The sequence below is a fragment of the Burkholderia anthina genome (assembly GCF_902498995.1).
In the GTDB taxonomy this organism is placed as follows: domain Bacteria; phylum Pseudomonadota; class Gammaproteobacteria; order Burkholderiales; family Burkholderiaceae; genus Burkholderia; species Burkholderia anthina.
Window position 1 is genome coordinate 76,274 of the sequence record NZ_CABVLY010000003.1, and the last position, 20,131, is coordinate 96,404.

A 20,131-nucleotide genomic window follows, 5' to 3' on the forward strand; every position below is an offset into this window, starting at 1 on the left:
TGCTATCCTTGGTGCTCCTGTTCGCCCGGCCCGGCCGGCGCGACGCACCGACACCCGCTTCATGCTCCATCTCTTCTATTCGAACCGTCACGAAACGCTGGCCGACGCGCTGCTCGACGATCTGGCCGCGTTCCCGGCCCGCAACGGCCCGTGGGCGCCGCAGCAGGTCATCGTGCCGAGCGCGGCGCTGCGCCGCCGTCTCGAACTCGACATCGCCGCGCGCCACGGCGTGTGCGCGAACGTCGAGTTCACGTATCTCGCGCAATGGCTGTGGGCGCAGATCGGCCGCGTGCTGACGGTGCCCGCGCGCTCGCCGTTCGCGCCGGACCGCCTCGTGTGGCGCTGCTACCGGCTGTTCGCGCAGGCCGCGGGCGGCACGCCGTGGCTTGCGTCGCCGCGGCTGGCCGCGTATCTGTCGGCGTCCGACGATGCGATGCGCTACGAACTCGCGCATCGCGTCGCGGCCGTGCTCGATCATTACCTGACCTACCGGCCCGAATGGCTGGCCGCCTGGCAGGCCGGCGAGTCGGTGCTCGCGGGCGACGGCGCGCCGCGCGGCATCAGCGACGCCGCGCGCGACGACGAGCAGTGGCAGGCCGCGTTGTGGCGCGCGCTGCTCGCCGAGCTGAGCGACAGCGGCACGCCGCCCGCGCATCGCTTTCTCGTCGAGGCGCGCAACCTCGATCCCGAGACCGTCGCGCGCGCCGACTGGCCGGAGTCGGTCAGCGTGTTCGCACTGCCGACCATGCCGCCGCTGCACGTCGCGCTGCTGCGCGAGCTGTCGCGCTGGATCGACGTACGCGTCTATGCGCTCAACCCGTGCCGCGAATTCTGGTTCGACATCGTCACCGCCGCGCATGCCGAGGCGCTCGATGCGGCCGGGCGGCTCGACTATCAGGAAGTCGGCCACCCGCTGCTCGCGGAGTGGGGCCGGCAGACGCAGGCGCAGCTGCACATGCTGCACGAGCTGACCGAAAGCGCCGCGTCAGGCGACGCATCGCGTTTCGTCGGGAATCCCGCGCCGACCTGGCTCGCGCGCGTGCAGAACGCGATCCTCGATCTGCAGCCGGAGGACGAGCGCGGCGACGCGCCGGCCGAACGCGGCATCGAGGTGCACGTGTGCCACAGCCTCGCGCGCCAGCTCGAGGTGCTGCATGACCGGCTGCTCGCGTGGTTCGATGCCGACGCGACGTTGCAGCCGTCCGATGTGCTGGTGGCGGTCGCCGATCTCGCGGCGGCCGGGCCGCTGATCGATGCCGTGTTCGGCACGGCGGGCACCGGCGGCGCGCGCGTGCCTTACCGGATCACCGGCCTGCCGCCGTCGCAGGCGAACCCGGTCGCGCGCGTATTGCTCGAATGGCTCGTGCTGCCGGAGCGGCAGGTCGGTGCGCCGGAGCTGGTCGAATGGCTGCGCGTCGACGCGGTGGCGGCCCGCTACGGGATCGACGCGGCCGCGCTCGAAACGGTGCAGACCTGGCTTGCGGCCGCCGGCGCGCGGCGAGGGCTGTCGCCGACGACGAGCGACGACGCGGCGGTCCCCGCGCCGCGCCATACGTTCTCCGATGCGCTCGCGCGGCTCTTCCTCGGTTATGCGATGCCCGAAGGTGCGGCTCCGGTCGGCGCGTGGCTGCCGATCGAAGCGGCCACCGGCAGCGAGGCCGAACTGCTCGGCCGGCTCGCGCGTTTCACCGACGATCTCGACGGCTTCGCGCGGCGGCTCGCCGATGCGCACACGCCGCGCGCATGGAGCGAACTGTTCGCCGACACGCTCGCGCGCTTCTTCGACTCCGGCGCCGCGTATGCCGACGCGCTCGCGGGCGTGCGCGATGCGCTCGACGCGATGCTGGCGGCCATGACCGAAGGCGCGCCCGACGAGGCGTTGCCTGCGGCGGTGGTGCGCGCGGGGCTGGCTGCCGCGCTCGACGATCCGGCGCGCGGCGGGGTGCCGTGGGGCGGCGTCACGTTCTCGTCGCTGACGAGCCTGCGCGGGCTGCCGTATCGCGTCGTATGCCTGCTCGGGATGGACGACGGCGTGCTGCCGAGCCTCGCGCGCGCGGACGAATTCGACCTGATGGCCGTGCTGCCGAAGCTCGGCGACCGGCAGCGCCGCGACGACGAGCGCAACCTGTTCCTCGACCTGCTGCTCGCGGCGCGCGACCGGCTGCTGATCGCCTATACGGGGCGCAGCATCCGCGACAACGCGCCGTTACCGCCCGCGGCGCTCGTCGACGAACTGCTCGACCATCTCGCGCTCGTCACGGCCGGCCCCGACGCCGCACCGGACGCGGTCGATGCCGCGCGGCGCGCGTTCGTCGTCGAGCATCCGCTGCAACCGTTCGCGGCCGCGTATTTCCAGCCCGACAGCGAACTGGCTTCGTACGACGCCGAGCGCGCGACGCTTGCGGCGCTGCTGGCGGCCGAAGCGTCGCGCGATGCGACGCGCGGGCAGCCGTTCTTCGCGCAGCCGCTGCCGGCCGAGCCGGCCGAGCCTGTCGCGTTCAGCGAATTCGAGCGCTTCTGGCGGCATCCGGCGCGTGCGTTGCTGCGCGCGCGGCTCGGCATCCTGCTGTCCGACGCGCAGGCCGAACTGCTCGACACGGAGCCGTTCGCGCTCGACTTTGCCGGCAGCGACGCGCTCGCCGAGCGCGTGCTGCCGCTCCTGATCGAATCGGACGAAGGCGGCGTGCACGACCACGCGCTGCGTATCGCGGACGCCAGCCCGGAACTGCCGGGCGGCGCGACGGGCGCGGTCTGGCGCGACCAGGCGCTCGGCTCGATGACGCAGCTCGCGTCGAATGTGCGGCGCGCGCTCGTCGACGGGATGGAACGGCGGCCGTTCACGCTCGAGGTCGCGCCCGCATGGCCGGACACGGAGCAGGCGCTGTTCGGCGCCGACGATGCGATGCTGGCCGGCGACGCGGTGAGCGCGCCGCTCGAGTTGCACGGCACGCTGAACCGGCTGACGCCGGCAGGGCAGATCATCTATCGCTATGCCCGGCCGAGCGCGCGCGACTACCTGTCCGCGTGGCTTGCGCACCTCGTCTACTGCGCGGTGGTGCCCGATGGCCCGCGCCGCACGCTGTGGTTCGGCAGCGGCGGCGCATTCGAACTCACGCCGGTCGCGGCGCCGCTCGAACGGCTCGCGCCGCTTGCCGCGCTGTTTCGCGCGGGGCGGCGCATGCCGCTGCGGTTCTTTCCACGCAGCGCATGGGCACGGGTCTCCGACGGCGAGGCCAAGGCCGCGAGCGTGTGGATCAACGAGCGTGTGGCGAGCGAAGCCGATGACCCGGCCATCGCGATCGCGTGGCGTGGTGCGCATCCATCGCTCGACGAGCCGTTCGGCACGCTCGCGCGGCTCGTGTTCGAGCCGATGCTCGAACATCTGAAGGAGGTCGCATGAGCGCCGCATCCCAGCCGCAGGCGGCGCTCGAACTCGACGTGTTCGCGTGTCCGCTCGACGGCGTCAACCAGATCGAGGCGTCTGCCGGCACCGGCAAGACGTGGAACATCTGCGCGCTGTACGTGCGCCTGCTGCTCGAAAAGGATCTCGGCGCGGACCAGATCCTCGTCGTGACCTTCACGAAGGCGGCGACGGCCGAACTGCACGAGCGGATTCGCGGGCGGCTCGCGCAGCTCGCGCATGCGCTCGATACGGGCGACGACGGCGGCGATCCGTTCGTCGCGCGTCTGCTCGAGACGACGCTCGGCGCAGCCGGCGCGCTCGATCCCGAGACGGCCGCGAAGCGGATCCGGCGCGCGCTGCGCGCGTTCGACCAGGCGGCGATCCATACGATCCATGCGTTCTGCCAGCGTGCATTGCAGGAAGCGCCGTTCGCGGCCGCGATGCCGTTCGCGTTCGACATGCAGGCCGACGATGCGGCGCTGCGCTTCGAGCTCGCGGCGGACTTCTGGCGCACACGTGTCGAGCCGGCGGCCGCACGCTGGCCCGGTTTCGCGACGTGGCTCGTCGATTCGGGCGCAGGGCCGGCCGCGCTCGATGCGCAGCTCGCCCGCCGGCTGAAGAAGCCGCTCGCCGCGCTGCGCTGGGACGGCGTGGGCGAGCCGGACGAATCGGCGGAAGTCGCCGCCGCGGCGTGCTTCGAGGAAGCCGCGCGGATGTGGGCCGACGAGCGCGACGCGATCGACGCGTTGTTGCGCACCGCGCAGCCCGCGCTCAACCAGCGCTCGCACAAACCCGACGCGATCGTCGATGCGCTCGGCGCGTGGTCCGCGCATTTCGCGCAGGGCGATGCGACGGCCGCGTTGCCGAAGGCGGCGCTCAAGCTCACGCGCACCGCGCTCGTGAAAGCGACGAAAAAGGGCGGCGCGACACCGGAGCACCCGTTCTTCGACGTTGCCGACGCGCTCGACGCGGCGGTGGCCGCGGCCGAGGCCACGCAGCATGCGCGCTGGCTCGCGCTGATCGCCGACTGGCTCGACATGGCACCGGCCGAACTGGCCGAGCGCAAGCGTACGCGCCGCGTCGTGTCGTTCGACGACCTGCTCGCGAACCTGTATCACGCGCTGCATACGCATCCGTGGCTCGCCGAGACGCTGCGCGAACGCTATCCGGCTGCGCTGATCGACGAATTCCAGGATACCGACCCGCTGCAGTTCGCGATCTTCGACCGGATTTTCGCGCCGCGCGGGCCGCTCTTTCTCGTGGGCGATCCGAAGCAGGCGATCTACAGCTTCCGCGCGGCGGATCTGCATACCTATCTGGCCGCGCGCGCCAGTGCGAGCGCGTGCTATACGCTCGCGGTCAACCAGCGCTCGACGCCGGCGATCGTCGATGCGTGCAACCGCTTCTTCATGTCGAATCCGCGCGCGTTCGTGCTCGACGGGCTCGACTATTACGCGGTGCGGGCCGGTACGCGTGTGCGTGCGCCGTTCGTCGACGGCACCGACCCGGCCCCGGCCGGCGATTTCCGGATCTGGACGCTGCCGGGCGGCGACGCCACGCTGCTCAAGCGCGACGCACAGGCGCAAGCTGCTCAGGCCTGCGCGGCCGAGATCGCGCGGCTGATGCGCTGCGCGCGCGAAGGGTACGCGCGGCTCGGCGATACGCCGCTGTCGCCGGGCGACATCGCGGTGCTCGTGCAGACGCACCGGCAGGGCAGTCTCGTGAAGCGCGTGCTTGCCACGTGGGGCATCGGCAGCGTCGAGCTCGCGCAGGCGTCGGTGTTTTCGACCGGCGACGCCGAGCAGCTCGAACGCGTGCTCGCGGCAATCGATGCGCCGGGCGATCTGCGGCGCTTGCGCGCGGCGCTCGCGGCCGACTGGTTCGGTCTCGATGCGGGCGCGCTGTGGCGCATGGAGCAGGGCGACGGCGAAGCGTCCGACAGCGCCGATGCGATGAGCTGGGTCGAGCGCTTTTCGCGCTATCGGCTGCTGTGGCGGGAACGCGGCTTCGCGGTGATGTGGCGCACGTTCACGCGCGAACTGCGCATCGCCGAGCGTCTGATGGCCGGTGCGGACGGCGAGCGCCGCGTGACCGACATCAATCACCTGGCCGAACTGACGCAGGCGCGCGCGTCCGCGCAGCCGGGCATCGCGCCGACGTTGCGCTGGCTTGCCGCGCAACGGCTCGACGGCGGCGGAGAGGAAGCGCAGTTGCGCCTCGAATCCGACCGCAACCTCGTGCAGATCGTGACCGTGCACAAGTCGAAGGGGCTCGAATACGCGGTCGTGTTCTGCCCGTTCCTGAACGATGGCGGCCTGCGCGAACCGCCTGCATCGGGGCTGCCCGATGCGCGCGAGTATCACGACGATGCGGGCGACGCGGTGCTGCATTACGGGTGCGACGACGAAGCCGCCGCGCACGCGGCGCGCCAGGCGTTGCGCGAGCAGGCGGCGGAACGCGCGCGGCTCGTCTACGTGGCGCTCACGCGCGCGGTCTATCGGTGCTATCTCGTCGCCGGGCCGTATCTGTCGTCGCGATCGACCCGCGAGGCGCGGCGCAGCGTGCTCAACTGGCTCGTCGCGGGCGCCGGTCAGTCGTTCGACGCGTGGCTCGACGAGCCGCCCGACGAAGCGGCGCTCGACGCCGCATGGCAAGCCCTGGCGGGCGGCCCCGTGAGCGTCGCGCCGTTGCCGGCGCCCGTGCGTCGCGAGCGCCTCGCGGCCGGGCACGATGCGTCGCAGACGCTCGCGGCCCGTCACGCGACGCGCATGCTGCGCGATGCGTGGCGGATGGCGAGCTTCAGTTCGCTGACCGCGTCGATGGCGCGCGAGGAGGCAGGTGTCGCGATCGTGCCGGACGATGAATTGCGGCCCGATCACGATGCGCTTGCCGCGGTCGCACCGGATGGCGAATTCGCCGTGGCCGACACGGTCGCGGCCGAGCCGCCGGACGACGACATCCTGGTGTTTCCGCGCGGCGCGGCAGCCGGCGAGTGCCTGCATCGCTTGTTCGAACTGAGCCGCTTCACGGAGCCCGATTCGTGGCACCAGGCCGCGCTCGGCGCGTTGCACGACCGGCCGGTCGAGGCCGAACCCGAACTCGGGGTGCGGCTGCCGGCGATGATGGCGCGGCTCGTGGGCGACGTCGTCAGCACGGAGCTCGTGCCGGGCATGCGGCTTGCGGATCTCGATCCGGCGAAGCGGCTCGACGAAATGGGATTCCTGTTCCCGGCGCCGTCGCTCGAACTGGGCGCGCTGCGCCGGCTGCTGGTCGCGCACGGCTATCCGGACGTTGCGCTGGAGGCGGGCGTGCTCGCCGGTTTCATCAAGGGTTTCATCGACATGATCGTCGAACACGACGGCCGGTTCTGGATCGTCGACTGGAAGTCGAACCATCTCGGCAATACGCCCGATGCCTACGGCCCGCGCGCGCTCGACGTCGCGATGGCCGATCACGCGTATCACCTGCAGGCGCTGCTCTACACGGTCGCGCTGCATCGCTATCTGCGCGGGCGGCTGCCCGATTACGACTACGACACGCATATCGCGGGCTACCTGTACCTGTTCGTGCGCGGTGTGCGGCCCGGCTGGCGCAGCGGCGGCGAGCCGGCCGGCGTGCATGCGCGGCGGCCCGCGCGCGAACTCGTCGACGCGCTCGACCGGATGATGGAAGGGGGCCGCGCATGAACGTCTCCGACGATACGCTCGAATTCACCGGCGGCCTCGTGGCGCGGCTGCCCGAGCCGGCGGATTTCGGCATCGCACTCGCGGAAGGATTCGCGCGCCGCATCGGCGATCTGTCGCGCCGCGCGGGCGCGCCGGCCGCGGCCGCGCGCTGGGCGGCGCGTGCCGCATTCGCGACGAGCCGCGCGACGGCGGGCGGCCACGTGTGCGTGTCGCTCGGCGCGCTCGCACAACGCTACGAGGCATCGCTCGACGACGTGCGCGCAGCGCTTGCCGCGAGCGGCGTGGTGGCATTCGGCACGCTTGCTCGCGGCGACGAGCGGCCGCTGATCGTCGACCGGCACGACCATCTGTATCTGTCGCGCTATTTCGACTACGAGCGGCGGCTCGCCGATGCGCTCGTCGCGCAGGCCGGCGAGGCCGCGCTCGACGATGCGTTGTCGCCCGAGCGGCTGCGCGACAGCCTCGCGCGCTACTTCGGGCCGGCGACGGGCGAAGTGGACTGGCAGCGCGTGGCGGCAATCGTCGCGCTGACGGGGCGCGTGACGATCGTCAGCGGCGGCCCCGGCACCGGCAAGACGACGACCGTCGTCGGCGTGCTGGCGTGCCTGCTCGACGCGCACCCGGGGTTGCGCATTGCGCTGGCGGCACCCACCGGCAAGGCCGCGCAGCGGATGCAGGAAGCGCTGCACGCGCGGGCAGGCGACCTGCCGCCGGAACTCGCCGCGCGCCTGCCCGACACGTCGTACACGCTGCATCGCCTGCTGGGCGGCGGCGGGGCAGCGGGCTTTCGCCATCATCGCGACAATCCGTTGCCGTACGACCTGATCGTGGTCGACGAGGCGTCGATGATCGACGTCGCGCTCGCCGCGCATCTGCTCGACGCGCTCGCGCCGGGCGCGCGGCTGGTGCTGCTCGGCGACAAGGACCAATTGGCCGCGGTCGAGGCCGGCGCGGTGTTCGCCGAACTGAGCGCGCGGCCGACGTTTACCGCCGCGGCGCGCACGCGCATCGCTCAGGCGCTCGGCATCGACGAAGCCGCATTCGTCGCGGCGTTGCCGGTGCCGGACGGCGGGCCTGCCGAAACGGGTGCGGCCGCGCGCACGGTTGCGGCTGCAGGCGCGGCGCCGGTCCAGGCGTCCGTACGGGCGTCGTTTACGGCTACGCGCAAACCGGCGTCGCGACCGAAACCGGATACGCGTCAGGCATCGCTCTTCGACGACGAACCGCAGGACGAGGTGGCGTCTCCGCCCGACACCGCACAACCGGCCGCTTCGCCGCAGCCTGCGGACGCCGCGTCGAGCGACACCCGCACCGCGACCGATGCCCGCGCGTCCGGAGCAGGCCCCGCATGGATCGAGGCCGACGAACTGGCATGGCTCGATGCGATCGAACTCGCGCCGTTCGATGCGAACGATGTCGCGGATGCAGCGTGGGGGGCGGCCGTCGCAGCGCGAGCCGACGAAACCGCGGCAGCGCATCCCGCGCCCGCGCCGCTCGCGGATTGCGTCGTATGGCTCGAACGCAATTACCGATTCGGTCTCGATTCGCCGATCGGCCGGCTGTCGCTGGCGATTCGCCGTGGCGACGTGCAGGCCGCGCTCGACGCGTTGCCGACGGACGATACGGCCGCCGCGTCGTTTCACGACGATGCGGGCGATACGCTGGCACCGTCGACGGTCGAACGGCTCGCGCGCCGGTTCGGCGCATACCTCGATGCGCTGCGCGTCGCGCTCGCGGCGCCGGTGCCCGATCCGCTGCCGCTGTTCGATGCGCTCAACCGGTTCCGGATCCTGTGCGCGACGCGCACCGGTTCGCGCGGCGCCGAGCACGTCAATGCGCTCGTGGCCGCGCATGTGCGTCACGCGGCGCGCGTGCCGCTTGCGGTCGGTGCCCACTGGTTTACCGGGCGGCCGATCATGGTGACGCGCAACGACTATGCGCTCGGGTTGTTCAACGGCGACATCGGCATCGCGTTGCCGGACGCGCATGGCGTGTTGCGCGTGTGGTTCCGCCGCGCGGACGGCACCGCGCGCGCGGTGTCGCCCGCGGCGCTGCCGCCGCACGAAACGGCATTCGCGCTCACCGTCCACAAATCGCAGGGTTCGGAATTCGACGAGGCCGCGCTCGTGCTGCCGGCGTCGTTCGGCCGCGTGCTCACGCGCGAACTCGTCTATACGGCCGTCACGCGCGCCCGGGCGCGCGTGCAGGTGATCGGCCCGCGGCGCGTGCTGGCGCAGGCGGTCGCGACCCGCACGCAACGCGATTCGGGGCTCGCGGCGCGCGTCGACGAGGCGCTTGCGCGCCGCAGCAAGGAGACGCAGCGATGATGATCCGCTATACGCTCGATCCGGCCGAAGTCGAGTGGACGGCCGTGCGCGCGCAGGGGGCCGGCGGGCAGAACGTCAACAAGGTGTCGAGCGCGATTCACCTGCGGTTCGACATCCGCGCGTCGTCGCTGCCGCCCGTCATCAAGGAGCGGCTGCTCGCGCTGTCCGACCAGCGCATCACGCGCGACGGCATCGTCGTGATCAAGTCGCAGGAATACCGTACCCAGGAGAAAAACCGCGATGCGGCGCTCGCGCGGCTCGACGCGCTGATCGGCAGCGTCGCGTTCACGCCGCGCGCACGGGTCGCGACGCGGCCGACGCGTGCCTCGAAGGAGCGGCGGCTCGAACACAAGTCGCGCCGCAGCGCGGTGAAGTCGGGACGAGGGAAGATCGTCGACTGACGAAAGCGCGGTAGACGCGGCGCGCGGCAGAGAACTGCCGCGCGCCGTTACCGCATCACGGTTCCCGCGCTATCGAGCACGAAATCGACGCAGAACACGACGAGGCGGTTCTGCGCGCGAATCGCGACCGCCGCCGTGTAGCAGTCGCGGCCTTCCGTCAGCGAGAAGTGCGGGCCCATCAGCGCGACGCGCCCCGGCGCGGCGATCGCGCGCTGGAAGTAAGGCCGTCGCGACCAGTTGCTGTGGGTTTCCGGAAACAGCGGCGAAAGGCGGGTCGCGCTCGCGTGGCCGTCTTCCGGGCGCGCGCCGATCGACGGCAGGAACTGCTCGCCGATCTCGTCCGTGACGAACACGCGTCGCGCGGCCGGCACGGCAAACACGCGCTGCGCGGCATCGTTCAGGTTGCCGCTCGCCGAGAATGTGGCCGCCCCGGCAAGCACGAGCCGCTCGATGGCGTCGAAACCCGGTTGTTCGGCGACCACCGGCGTATGCCGGTGAGCGATGAAGCGTTGCCACGCGGCGTCGAGCATCGCGGGCGCCGCGGCGCTCGCGTGTGCGATCGACGCATCGGGCTGGCCGAACTGGAAGCCCTGGACGAAATCGATGTCGGCCTCCATCAGCGCCTGCAGCGCGTCGTCGCTTTCGACGCCCTCGGCGAGCACCATCGCGCCGGCCTGATGGAGCATCGACACGAGGTGATGCATGATGCGGCGATCGTCGGTCGACCACGTCGCGCGCTCGACGAGCGAACGGTCGAGCTTGACGATATCGGGTCGTGCGCGCCACACGCGGTCGAAATTCGAGAATCCGGTGCCGAAATCGTCGATCGCGATCAGGAAGTCGCGATGCTGGATCATGTCGATCGTGCGCGCGAGCGCGGCTTCGTCGCGTGCCGGCTGTTCGACGACTTCCAGCACGATGCGGTTCGGCGGCAGCGCGAAATGCCGGCACAGCGCCTCGACGAATTCGCGCTGCACGAGGCCCGAATCGAGCACGCGCGGCGTCACGTTCAGGAACAGCCAGCCGTCGCCGATGCCTTGCGAGACGAAATTGGCCGTATGCAGGCAGCGGGCGAGCCGGTCGAGCAGCAGCGCGTCGGCGTCGGCGCGTGTCCTGTCGAACAGCGCGATCGGCGAGAGCAGCGTGCCGTCCGTATCCACGACGCGCAGCAGCGCTTCGTAACCGACCACGCGCTTGTGCGTGATCGACAGCACCGGTTGGAACACGCTGCGCAGCGTCGTGTTGCGATAAGTAGCGAGCCAGCCGCTCGGGGTTGGCTTGAGGCGTTCGAGCAGGGAATTGAGCGAGAGGTCGCGAGGGGGCTTCATGTCAACGGTGCCCGGCGAACGGGGGGGCGGTATCGTGCCGCCACGTTGAAGCAGTCGCACGCGCAGGTGGACGCGAAAGAACGTGGTGCATCGTAACCGCCTTCTGCGGATGAGTATTCCGAGTGTAATGGGAACGGGGCGATTCGCGTATCAGGGTAACTCCAGACGCAAACGCTAAACAGGCGCCGTGCCGGTGCCATTGCGCGAGAACAACGAAGTCGAACGAAGATAGCGCCGGAACGCCGGATGGCCGCGCGACCGTGCGCGGCCGTCGATCGACAGCGCGGTCGCGGGGAATCTGGCGACCAGCGGCGGGGCCGCCGCTCGCGCGGCTCAGGCCGCTTTGCCGCCGCGCGTGCGCAGGCCGGGAATCCGCTTGATCACGCCGGTCGCGAGCGCGGTGCCGACCAGCACGATCGCGCAGCCTTCGATCATCACGATCGACACGCGCTCGCCGAGGAACAGCGCGCCCCACAGCAGGCCGAACACGGGAATCACGAACGTGACGGTAATCGCGCGGGACGGCCCGATATGCGAGATCAGAAAGAAGTAGATGAAATACGCGATACCCGTACATGCGATGCCGAGCGCGAGCACGGCGCCCCATGCGTGCGCGCTGACCGTCGCGGCCGGCCAGGTCGCGATCGCGAACGGCAGCAGCAGCACGGTCGAGCCGATCATGCTGCCGGTCGCGTTGACGAGCGGGTCGACGCCGGTGAGCTTGCGCTTCGTGTAGTTGGCCGCGATCCCGTACAGCAGCGTCGCGCCCAGCGCGGCGGCGGCCGCAAGCGCGGTTGCGCTGGCGCCGGTGCTGCCGTGCGCGTTCGCGATCTGGTTCCACACGAGCGTGAGCACGCCGGCAAAGCCGATCACGAGGCCGAGCGTGCGCGGCAGCGACAGCGTGTCCTTCAGCCACACATAGGCGACGAGCGCGCCCCACAGCGGGGCTGTCGCGTTGATCACCGACGTCACGCCGGCCGACAGCGTCAGTTCGGCATAGGCGAACAGGCAGAACGGCGCACCCGAGTTCAGTACGCCGACGACGAACAACGGCACCGCGTGCTGGCGCAACCGGGCGGCGAGTTCGGCCGGTTTGAAACGGGTCAGCGCGAGGCCGATCAGGAACAGCGCGCCGATGCCCACCCGCAGAGCCATCAACGGGGCGACGCCGAATTCAGCGACGCCGATCCGGATGAACAGGAACGACGCGCCCCACAGGGCGGCGAGGATGGCGAGCAGAAAGGCGTTCTTGGGAGACATCGGTCGTGAAGGGCGAGGGGACGGGATGCGATGAATCTTACACCGCGTTACCACACCGTCGTTTCACGACCGGATGAAACGGCAAGAAACAGGAAATGCCCGCCGCGGGCCGCGCAGGCGAGCCGGACGCGCTCAGTGATGGTGCCAGCCGCCGTGTCCGCCGAAACCGAAGTTCAGCGACATCGCCGGGCCCCAATAGCCGCCCCATGCCGGCGCATAGGCCGGCGCCGGATAGTAGTACGCGGGGCCGGGGTCGACATACGCGGGCGCCGGCTGGGCGGGCGCCGCTGCGTAATAGCCGGGCGGATAGTAGCCATACGGGTAATAGCAGCCGGCGAGTGTCGCGCACGCGAGCGCCGCGGCGACGAAGGTCCTGGTCATGATCTCTCTCCGGCGGGGCCGGCAATCGGCAGATGCTTAAGCTTAGGCTGCGCGGCGATGACGCGGGGCGCAAAACGGTAACGGATCATTTCCGCACGCGCCGGCGCCGGCCGCGCGGCAATCCGGGCGCCATATGCAAAAACGGCGCTTCCGCACCGCGGAAACGCCGTCTGCCCGAGCAGCGCCGCGTGTCGCGCGGCGAGGGGCGGGATACCGGGGCAGTTACTTGCCGACCTGGTTACCGATGATGCCGCCGGCCGCCGCGCCGCCCAGCGTCGACAGCGCACTGCCGCCGATCGCCGCGCCGGCCACGCCGCCGACGCCCGCGCCGATGGCCGTATCGCGCTGACGTCGTGACATCGAATCGCAGGCCGACAGGCTGGCCACCGTCGCGACGAGCAGCGCGCATACCCCAAAACGCCGAATCGTATTCATGATCGTTGTCCTTGTGGTAGTGAACGGAGGGCGCGCGACCGGCTGGCGGCCGCGCATGCACCCAATCTACCCGCCGTCTCCCGACGGCGCTGTAAGGACTTGTTAAGGCTCCGGCGGTTTCGTAATCATTTGTTTCGTTTGGGTCGGCAGGCACGCGGCGTGCGCCGCCGGGACGCAAAAAAGCCCGCTCGAAAGCGGGCTTCGCGCGGTGCGATGCGGTCCGTGCGGACCGCCGCGAACGCTTATTGACGGTGATAGATCTCGGAGCCGGTCTTCACGAACTCGACCGCCTTGACTTCCATCCCCTTCTTCAGCGCTTCGGTTTCCGACACGCCTTGCTGCGCCGCGAACTCGCGCACGTCCTGCGTGATCTTCATCGAACAGAAGTGCGGGCCGCACATCGAGCAGAAGTGGGCGACCTTCGCCGAATCCTTCGGCAGCGTCTCGTCGTGGAATTCGCGAGCCTTGTCCGGGTCGAGACCGATGTTGAACTGGTCTTCCCAGCGGAACTCGAAACGCGCCTTCGACAGCGCGTTGTCGCGTACCTGCGCGCCAGGGTGGCCCTTGGCGAGGTCGGCGGCGTGCGCGGCGAGCTTGTACGTGATGATCCCTTCCTTCACGTCGTCCTTGTTCGGCAGCCCGAGGTGCTCCTTCGGCGTCACGTAGCAGAGCATCGCGGTGCCGAACCAGCCGATCATCGCGGCGCCGATGCCCGACGTGATGTGGTCGTAGCCCGGTGCGATGTCGGTGGTCAGCGGCCCGAGCGTGTAGAACGGCGCTTCCTTGCACCAGTCGAGCTGGAGATCCATGTTCTCCTTGATCAGTTGCATCGGCACGTGGCCGGGGCCTTCGATCATCACCTGCACGTCGTGCTTCCACGCGATCTGCGTGAGTTCGCCGAGCGTCTTCAGCTCGCCGAGCTGCGCTTCGTCGTTCGCGTCGTAGATCGAGCCGGGGCGCAGGCCGTCGCCGAGCGAGAAGCTCACGTCGTACGCCTTCATGATCTCGCAGATCTCTTCGAAGTGTTCGTACAGGAAGCTTTCCTTGTGATGCGCGAGGCACCACTTCGCCATGATCGAGCCGCCGCGCGACACGATGCCCGTCATCCGGTTCGCGGTGAGCGGCACGTACTGCAGGCGCACGCCGGCGTGGATCGTGAAGTAGTCGACGCCTTGCTCGGCCTGCTCGATCAGCGTGTCGCGGAAGATTTCCCAGGTGAGATCCTCGGCCTTGCCGTTGACCTTTTCCAGCGCCTGGTAGATCGGCACCGTGCCGATCGGCACCGGGCTGTTGCGGATGATCCACTCGCGCGTTTCATGGATGTGCTTGCCGGTCGACAGATCCATCACCGTGTCGCCGCCCCAGCGGATCGCCCACGTCATCTTGTCGACTTCCTCGCCGATCGACGACGTGACGGCCGAGTTGCCGATGTTCGCGTTGATCTTCACGAGGAAGTTGCGGCCGATGATCATCGGCTCGGATTCCGGGTGGTTGATGTTCGCGGGGATGATCGCGCGGCCGCGTGCGATTTCGTCGCGCACGAATTCCGGCGTGATCTCGGCCAGCGCGTTCGCCCCGAAGGCCGCGGCGCCGAACGCCTGGCCCGGATGCTGGCGACCCATCATCGCGGCGAGCTTCTCGCCGTTCGGGCCGCTCGACTTCAGGCTCTCGATGTACTCGGCGCGACGCTGGTTCTCGCGGATCGCGATGTATTCCATTTCCGGCGTGATGATGCCTTGGCGCGCGTAGTGCATCTGCGTGACGTTCTTGCCGGCCTGTGCGCGGCGCGGGTTGCGGTGCAGGCCCGGGAACCGCAGGTCGGCGGTGGCCGGGTCGGCCGCGCGCTCGAGGCCGTACGCGCTCGACAGGCCGGAGAGCACCTCGGTGTCGCCGCGCGCTTCGATCCAGCCCTGGCGCAGCGCGGGCAGACCCGCGCGGATGTCGATCTTCGCGTCCGGATCGGTGTAGGGGCCCGACGTGTCGTACACGTAGATCGGCGGATTCTTTTCGCCGCCGAAGCCGGTCGGTGTGTCAGCCTGCGTGATTTCGCGCATCGGCACGCGGATGTCGGGCTGCGAGCCGGTTACATAAACCTTGCGCGAGTTGGGCAGCGGCGCGACGGCAGCGGCGTCGACGTGGGCGTCGGCAGACAGAAACTTCGGATTGGCGTTCATGCAATCTCCTGTGTGAGCGCCGGACAGGCGCTTCGGCGCTTGCCCGGAGCCCTTGACGAATGTGGGGCTCGAGCTAAGCAGGAGACGAGGTTTGGTGAGGCGGCGGATTTCGTCAGAAGGATGGCGGCGAAATCCGTACGCTTCCCTGCGCTGGCATTATCCAGATCAGGTTCAAAGGGTATTTCTCACCCGCAATGCCGGTTGTTTGACCGAGCGCATTGCAGGACCCCCGCGTTAGCAAGGGCACACGATACACCGGCTTCGCGGCGGTTTCAACCGGGAGCGGATCGGCTGCCCCGTGCGGCCGCAGCATGGCGGGGGGTGCGACGGCCCGTCGAAGTGGCGGCGCGCGCCGCCGTCGCACGGCCCCCTGGCTCGGCCGGCAGCGGCGAAGCGGTGCAACATGGCGCGCCTTCGCGCGGCCTCGAAAAAATTTCGCAGCGGCTGTCATTTCCCGCGACGTCGTCCGTCTATTCGGCTCCTTAAACCCATGTTCTGGAGAGATGTCATGAAAAAGGTACTGATCGCCGCCTGCGTCGCTGCTTTCGCCACGCTTGCAACGGGCGCGTATGCGCAGAACGACGCGATGTCGCAAAACGGTTCGTCGATGTCGAAGGACGCGATGGGCCACGACGCGATGGCGAAGGATGCCATGGGCCACGATGCGATGAAGAAGCACGGCATGAAGAAGCACGACGCGATGAAGAAGGACGACGCGATGAAGAAGGACGCGATGGGCAAGTCGTCGGGCGACAAGATGGCGCCGTCGAACTGACGAAACCGGGCAGCGGCGCGGCCGGCGCGTGTGCTGGACGACGGCCGCCCGCATTTCGTTTTGTCTCGTCTCGTCGACGCGTTCCGGGAGTCCTCATCATGCAAACCGTTCCCGCCAACGGCCGCGCGGCCGCCGCGCCGCCCGTGCGTCCGATCCATCCGCCGTGGGTGCGCGCGAGCCACTGGCTCAACGCGCTCGCGGCCATCCTGATGGCGCTGTCCGGCTGGCGCATCTACGATGCGTCGCCGATCTATCCGCCGTTCGTGTTTCCGCACGGCATCACGCTCGGCGGCTGGCTCGGCGGCGCGCTGCAATGGCATTTCGCGGCGATGTGGCTGCTCGTCTTCAACGGGCTGTTCTACCTGACGATGTCGATCGCGACCGGACGCCTCGCGCGCAAGATGCTGCCCGTCACGCCGGCGTCGGTGTGGCGCGATGTGCGCGCCGCGTTGCGCGGCCGGCTCGCGCACGACGATTTGAGCGTCTACAACGCAGTGCAGCGTGCCGCGTACCTGGTCGCGATCGTCGATCTGATCGTGCTGGTGCTGTCCGGGCTGACGATCTGGAAGTCGGTGCAGTTTCCGCTGCTGCGCGAACTGTTCGGCGGTTACGACAACGCGCGCGTCGTGCATTTCTGGGCGATGTCGCTGCTCGTCGCGTTCGTCGTCGTGCACGTCGCGATGGCGCTGCTGGTGCCGCGCTCGCTGCTCGCGATGCTGCGCGGGCGCTGACCGGTCAACTCCGGGTGAAGGAAATCATCATGTCGGATTCCGAATACAGGCGCGACGGTTCGCGCTGGACGCTCGACCGCAAGTCGCTCGAACTCGACGTGCGCCGCGAGCTGGAGATGCCGTCGCGGCGGCTGTTCAATCGCCGCGTCCTGACGCTGGGCGGGCTGACGATGCTGACTGGCTGCACGCTGCAGGACGACGCGTCGGTCAACACGTTTCTCGAGCGGGTATCGCGGCTGAACGACCGCGTGCAGGCCTGGCTGTTCAGCGGCGACCGGCTCGCGCCGACCTACACCGAAGCCGACATCACGCGGCCGTTCCCGTTCAATGCGTATTACGGCATCGACGACGTGCCGTACGTCGACGCATCGACGTACCGGCTCGTGCTGTCGGGCCGCGTGACGGGCAAGCGCGTGTGGACGCTCGACGAGCTGTATGCGCTGCCGCACGCGGAGCAGATCACGCGGCACATCTGCGTGGAAGGGTGGAGCGCGATCGGCCGCTGGGGCGGCACGCCGTTCGGCGCGTTTCTGGCCCGCGCCGGCGCCGATACGCACGCGAAATACGTCGGCTTCAAATGCGCGGACGATTACTACGAAAGCATCGACATGCCGACCGCGCTGCATCCGCAGACGCTGCTCGCATTCGACTACGACGGCCATCGCCTGCCGCCCGAATTCGGCTTTCCGATGAAGCTGCGGATGCCGACCAAGCTCGGCTACAAGAATCCGAAGCACATCATGGAAATCTTCGTGACAGACACTTACCCGGGCGGCTACTGGGTCGATCAGGGGTACAACTGGTTCGGCGGATCGTGAGCGGCGGAGCGCGCCTGCATGTGCCCACCGTCGTGCTGCGCGGTGCGTTACGCGCTGTGTTACGCGGATTCACGCACCTGCAGATCGACGCGCAGGCCGACCGCCGCCGCCATGTTCACGAGCGCGTCGAGCCCGAACAGGTTGATCTTGCCGCGCAGCAGATCGGAGACGCGCGGCTGCGTGACGCCGAGTTGTTTCGCGGCCTGGGCCTGGCTGAGTTCGAGCTGCGCGATGCGCTGCTTGAGCGCGATCATCAGCTCGGAGCGCAGCTTCATGTTATCGGCTTCGGCCGGCTGGCCCTCGATTGCATCCCAGACATTCGAATAGCGTTCGGTGCTCATCGTTTCCTCTCCATCGTCAGCGCGCGATAGCGCCGGGTGGCCAGTTCGATATCGGCCTTGCAGGTGCGTGCCGATTGCTTGCGAAAGCAGTGCAGTACGTAGATCGCGTCGGCGAAGGCCGCGACGTAGACGATCCGGAATGCGCCGCTCGCATCGCGCAACCGGATTTCCCGCACGCCGGGGCCGACGGTGCGCATCGGCTTCCAGTCGTCGGGCGCCAGGCCGCGCTGCACCTGGTCGATCTGATGGCCGGCCTCGCGGCGCGCCGGCAGCGGAAAGCCGCGCAGCGCGTCCAGCGCACTGCCGACGAAGACAACCGGCTTCGGCGGAAGAATGGTGGAATTATACAAAATTTTGTATGAGTGGTGTGCGTATCGGATGAACGGAATGTCGGTGCCGCGCGGGCATGCCGACCGTCACGATAAGCGCGCGGCGATCCCCTAAGCGCATGACTGGCCGTCAGGCCAGGGTATCGATCGCGAGGTGCGGGAAGGGGGCGCGCAGGGCGTGCGTCACGCCCGCGCGGCGCGCATCCGGCCCCGGATTCGGCATGTCCGGCGGCCCGAAAATGTCGCGCCGAAACATCAGTCGTTATCCTTTCAGACGGGTCCGACGATGCTTTCGAATCCTTGATGCCATAATGCCGAACGTGCGCAACCGAAGCGGTTTGCGCCGTTTTTTTGTCCCTCTGCCGCCGCTTGCCGGTTCTTATTCGTCGCCGTTCGCACTGCCATGTCGTTCCGCACGTTCGTCTCCGCCTTCCCGGTCCCGTCAGGGCCGTTTGCCGGCATCTCCGGCGTCTTTCAGCGGAGCACGCGACACGTCGTGCGGGCAGGCTGAACGATGACGCCGCTCGACCGCCTCCTCGATTTCCTCGCCCGCCTGCCGATCCGCATCCGCCTGCCGCAAAGCCGCGGCGGCCGCGTGGCGCTCGCGCTCGTATTCATCTATTTCGTCTGGGGTTCGACGTACAGCGGCCTGCATTTCGCACTGCAGTCGTTCCCGCCGCTGATGCTGTCCGGGCTGCGCAACCTGCTCGGCGGGATCGGCCTGTTCGTCTTCGCGCTGCGGCGCAAGCCCGAATGGCCGACGCTGCTGGAGATCCGCAACGCGGCGATCGTCGGCACGATGCTCGTCGCGCTGTCGTCCGGCACGATCGCGCTCGGCATGCGTACGGTCAGCAGCGGCTCGGCCGCGGTGATGGTCGCCACGGTGCCGCTGTTCGCGACCGTGATCGCGGCGGTCGCCGGGCGCCCGGTGACGAAGGGCGAATGGGCGGCCGTCGCGCTCGGGATGGTCGGCATCGTCGTGCTGAATTCGGGTGGCGCGGCCGCCGCGAATTCGGCGCTCGGCACGATCTGCGTGCTGGCCGGCGCGCTGTTCTGGGCGGGCGGCGCGCATCTGGCGACGCGGCTCAAGCTGCCGTCGGACCTGTTCCTGTCGACGTCGCTGCAGATCGGGCTGGGCGGGCTGATGTCGACGATCGCCGCATGGCTGGTCGGCGAGCGCATCGAGCAGGTCGCGGCGGTGCCCGTGTTCGCGTTTCTGTACCTGATGGTGTTCTGCACGATGGCGGCGTATGTCGCGTACGGCTACCTGATTCGCCATACGAGCCCGATTATCGCGAGCAGCTGCATGTACGTGAACCCGATCGTCGCGGTCGCGCTCGGCGCGTTGATGCTCGGCGAACCGGTGACGAAGGCGACCGTGATCGCGACGGTCGCGATTCTCGGCAGCGTCGGGTTGTCGTTCGTGTTCGATCCCGCGCGCCGGCCCGCCGCGCGCGCGGCCGCTGCCGCCGCCGCACCGACCGGAGCGCCCGCACCGGCCGCACCGGCCGAGCACACGCCGTCAGCGCCGGCAGCTGCGTTCGCTGCCGAAACCGCACCCGATCAGGCCGCGGTGGCGGATGACGCGCCGATCCTGACGCCGTCGGCCGTGACGCTCGCCGTGCCGGCCCCGGCGGCGGTCGTGGATCCGGCTGTCGTCATGGATCCGGCGCAGGCGTTCACGCCGCCGCCCGCCGCCGCACCGGCCGAGTCGCGCACGAACGCGTGACGCCGGGCGGGCG

Annotated in this window: 16 protein-coding genes and 1 riboswitch; of the genes, 8 read left to right on the top strand and 8 right to left on the bottom strand. The window is 69.5% G+C overall.

Features of this window, described 5'->3' with window-relative positions; genetic code table 11:
- Positions 1–61 precede the first annotated feature (61 nt).
- Genes recC through arfB form a run of 4 tightly spaced genes read left to right on the top strand, consistent with a single transcriptional unit; the run spans position 62 to position 9,817 of the window.
- Positions 62–3,400: an exodeoxyribonuclease V subunit gamma gene (recC, locus tag BME24068_RS05495; protein ID WP_096502936.1), complete on the top strand. Its 3,339-nt coding sequence runs from the start codon at positions 62–64 to the stop codon at positions 3,398–3,400.
- The gene (recB, locus tag BME24068_RS05500; RefSeq protein WP_174925408.1) at positions 3,397–7,089 is read left to right on the top strand and encodes an exodeoxyribonuclease V subunit beta; all 3,693 of its coding nucleotides are present in this window, start codon (positions 3,397–3,399) and stop codon (positions 7,087–7,089) included. The genes recC and recB overlap by 4 nt, the downstream gene beginning before the upstream one ends.
- Positions 7,086–9,416: an AAA family ATPase gene (locus tag BME24068_RS05505; RefSeq protein WP_174925409.1), complete on the top strand. Its 2,331-nt coding sequence runs from the start codon at positions 7,086–7,088 to the stop codon at positions 9,414–9,416. The genes recB and BME24068_RS05505 overlap by 4 nt, the downstream gene beginning before the upstream one ends.
- Positions 9,413–9,817: an alternative ribosome rescue aminoacyl-tRNA hydrolase ArfB gene (arfB, locus tag BME24068_RS05510; protein WP_096502930.1), complete on the top strand. Its 405-nt coding sequence runs from the start codon at positions 9,413–9,415 to the stop codon at positions 9,815–9,817. Before BME24068_RS05505 ends, arfB begins: the two co-directional genes overlap by 4 nt.
- Before the next feature lie 47 nt (positions 9,818–9,864).
- Here the strand turns inward: arfB and BME24068_RS05515 are convergent, their stop codons facing one another.
- The 5 genes from BME24068_RS05515 to thiC form a co-directional block, all read right to left on the bottom strand.
- Entirely contained in the window at positions 9,865–11,145 is a 1,281-nt protein-coding gene (locus BME24068_RS05515; RefSeq protein ID WP_096502928.1) for a sensor domain-containing phosphodiesterase, read from the bottom strand.
- 333 nt (positions 11,146–11,478) lie between these two features.
- Positions 11,479–12,405, bottom strand: a complete 927-nt coding sequence (locus BME24068_RS05520) for a DMT family transporter (RefSeq protein WP_174925410.1) — start codon at positions 12,403–12,405, stop codon at positions 11,479–11,481.
- Positions 12,406–12,537: 132 nt separating this feature from the next.
- A complete protein-coding gene (locus tag BME24068_RS05525) occupies positions 12,538–12,786 on the bottom strand; it encodes a hypothetical protein (RefSeq protein WP_096502924.1) in 249 nt (82 codons plus the stop codon).
- 222 nt (positions 12,787–13,008) lie between these two features.
- Complete coding sequence (locus tag BME24068_RS05530; RefSeq protein ID WP_096502922.1) at positions 13,009–13,221, bottom strand: glycine zipper 2TM domain-containing protein; 213 nt, start codon at positions 13,219–13,221, stop codon at positions 13,009–13,011.
- A gap of 242 nt (positions 13,222–13,463) precedes the next feature.
- Positions 13,464–15,395, bottom strand: a complete 1,932-nt coding sequence (thiC, locus tag BME24068_RS05535) for a phosphomethylpyrimidine synthase ThiC (protein WP_174925411.1) — start codon at positions 15,393–15,395, stop codon at positions 13,464–13,466.
- A gap of 124 nt (positions 15,396–15,519) precedes the next feature.
- Positions 15,520–15,636: riboswitch (TPP riboswitch) on the bottom strand.
- Positions 15,637–15,903: 267 nt separating this feature from the next.
- Here thiC and BME24068_RS05540 point away from each other — a divergent pair.
- The 3 genes from BME24068_RS05540 (at position 15,904) to BME24068_RS05550 (ending at position 17,719) form a co-directional block, all read left to right on the top strand.
- Complete coding sequence (locus tag BME24068_RS05540) at positions 15,904–16,170, top strand: pentapeptide MXKDX repeat protein (protein WP_174925412.1); 267 nt, start codon at positions 15,904–15,906, stop codon at positions 16,168–16,170.
- Between the two features lie 98 nt (positions 16,171–16,268).
- The gene (locus tag BME24068_RS05545; protein ID WP_096502916.1) at positions 16,269–16,901 is read left to right on the top strand and encodes a cytochrome b/b6 domain-containing protein; all 633 of its coding nucleotides are present in this window, start codon (positions 16,269–16,271) and stop codon (positions 16,899–16,901) included.
- A gap of 29 nt (positions 16,902–16,930) precedes the next feature.
- On the top strand, positions 16,931–17,719 hold the full coding sequence (locus BME24068_RS05550) for a molybdopterin-dependent oxidoreductase (protein WP_096502914.1): 789 nt from the start codon (positions 16,931–16,933) through the stop codon (positions 17,717–17,719).
- Between the two features lie 59 nt (positions 17,720–17,778).
- Here BME24068_RS05550 and BME24068_RS05555 read toward each other — a convergent pair whose 3' ends face one another.
- From BME24068_RS05555 to BME24068_RS35250, 3 genes are all read right to left on the bottom strand, one after another.
- The gene (locus BME24068_RS05555) at positions 17,779–18,060 is read right to left on the bottom strand and encodes a helix-turn-helix domain-containing protein (protein ID WP_096502912.1); all 282 of its coding nucleotides are present in this window, start codon (positions 18,058–18,060) and stop codon (positions 17,779–17,781) included.
- Positions 18,057–18,410, bottom strand: a complete 354-nt coding sequence (locus tag BME24068_RS05560) for a type II toxin-antitoxin system RelE/ParE family toxin (protein WP_096502910.1) — start codon at positions 18,408–18,410, stop codon at positions 18,057–18,059. The genes BME24068_RS05555 and BME24068_RS05560 overlap by 4 nt, the downstream gene beginning before the upstream one ends.
- Positions 18,411–18,519: 109 nt before the next feature.
- Positions 18,520–18,645, bottom strand: coding sequence for a hypothetical protein (locus BME24068_RS35250; protein ID WP_275404971.1), 126 nt, complete (start codon positions 18,643–18,645; stop codon positions 18,520–18,522).
- A 258-nt stretch (positions 18,646–18,903) separates the two neighbouring features.
- Between BME24068_RS35250 and BME24068_RS05565 the strand changes: the two genes are divergently transcribed.
- Complete coding sequence (locus tag BME24068_RS05565) at positions 18,904–20,118, top strand: EamA family transporter (protein ID WP_174925413.1); 1,215 nt, start codon at positions 18,904–18,906, stop codon at positions 20,116–20,118.
- Positions 20,119–20,131 lie beyond the last annotated feature (13 nt).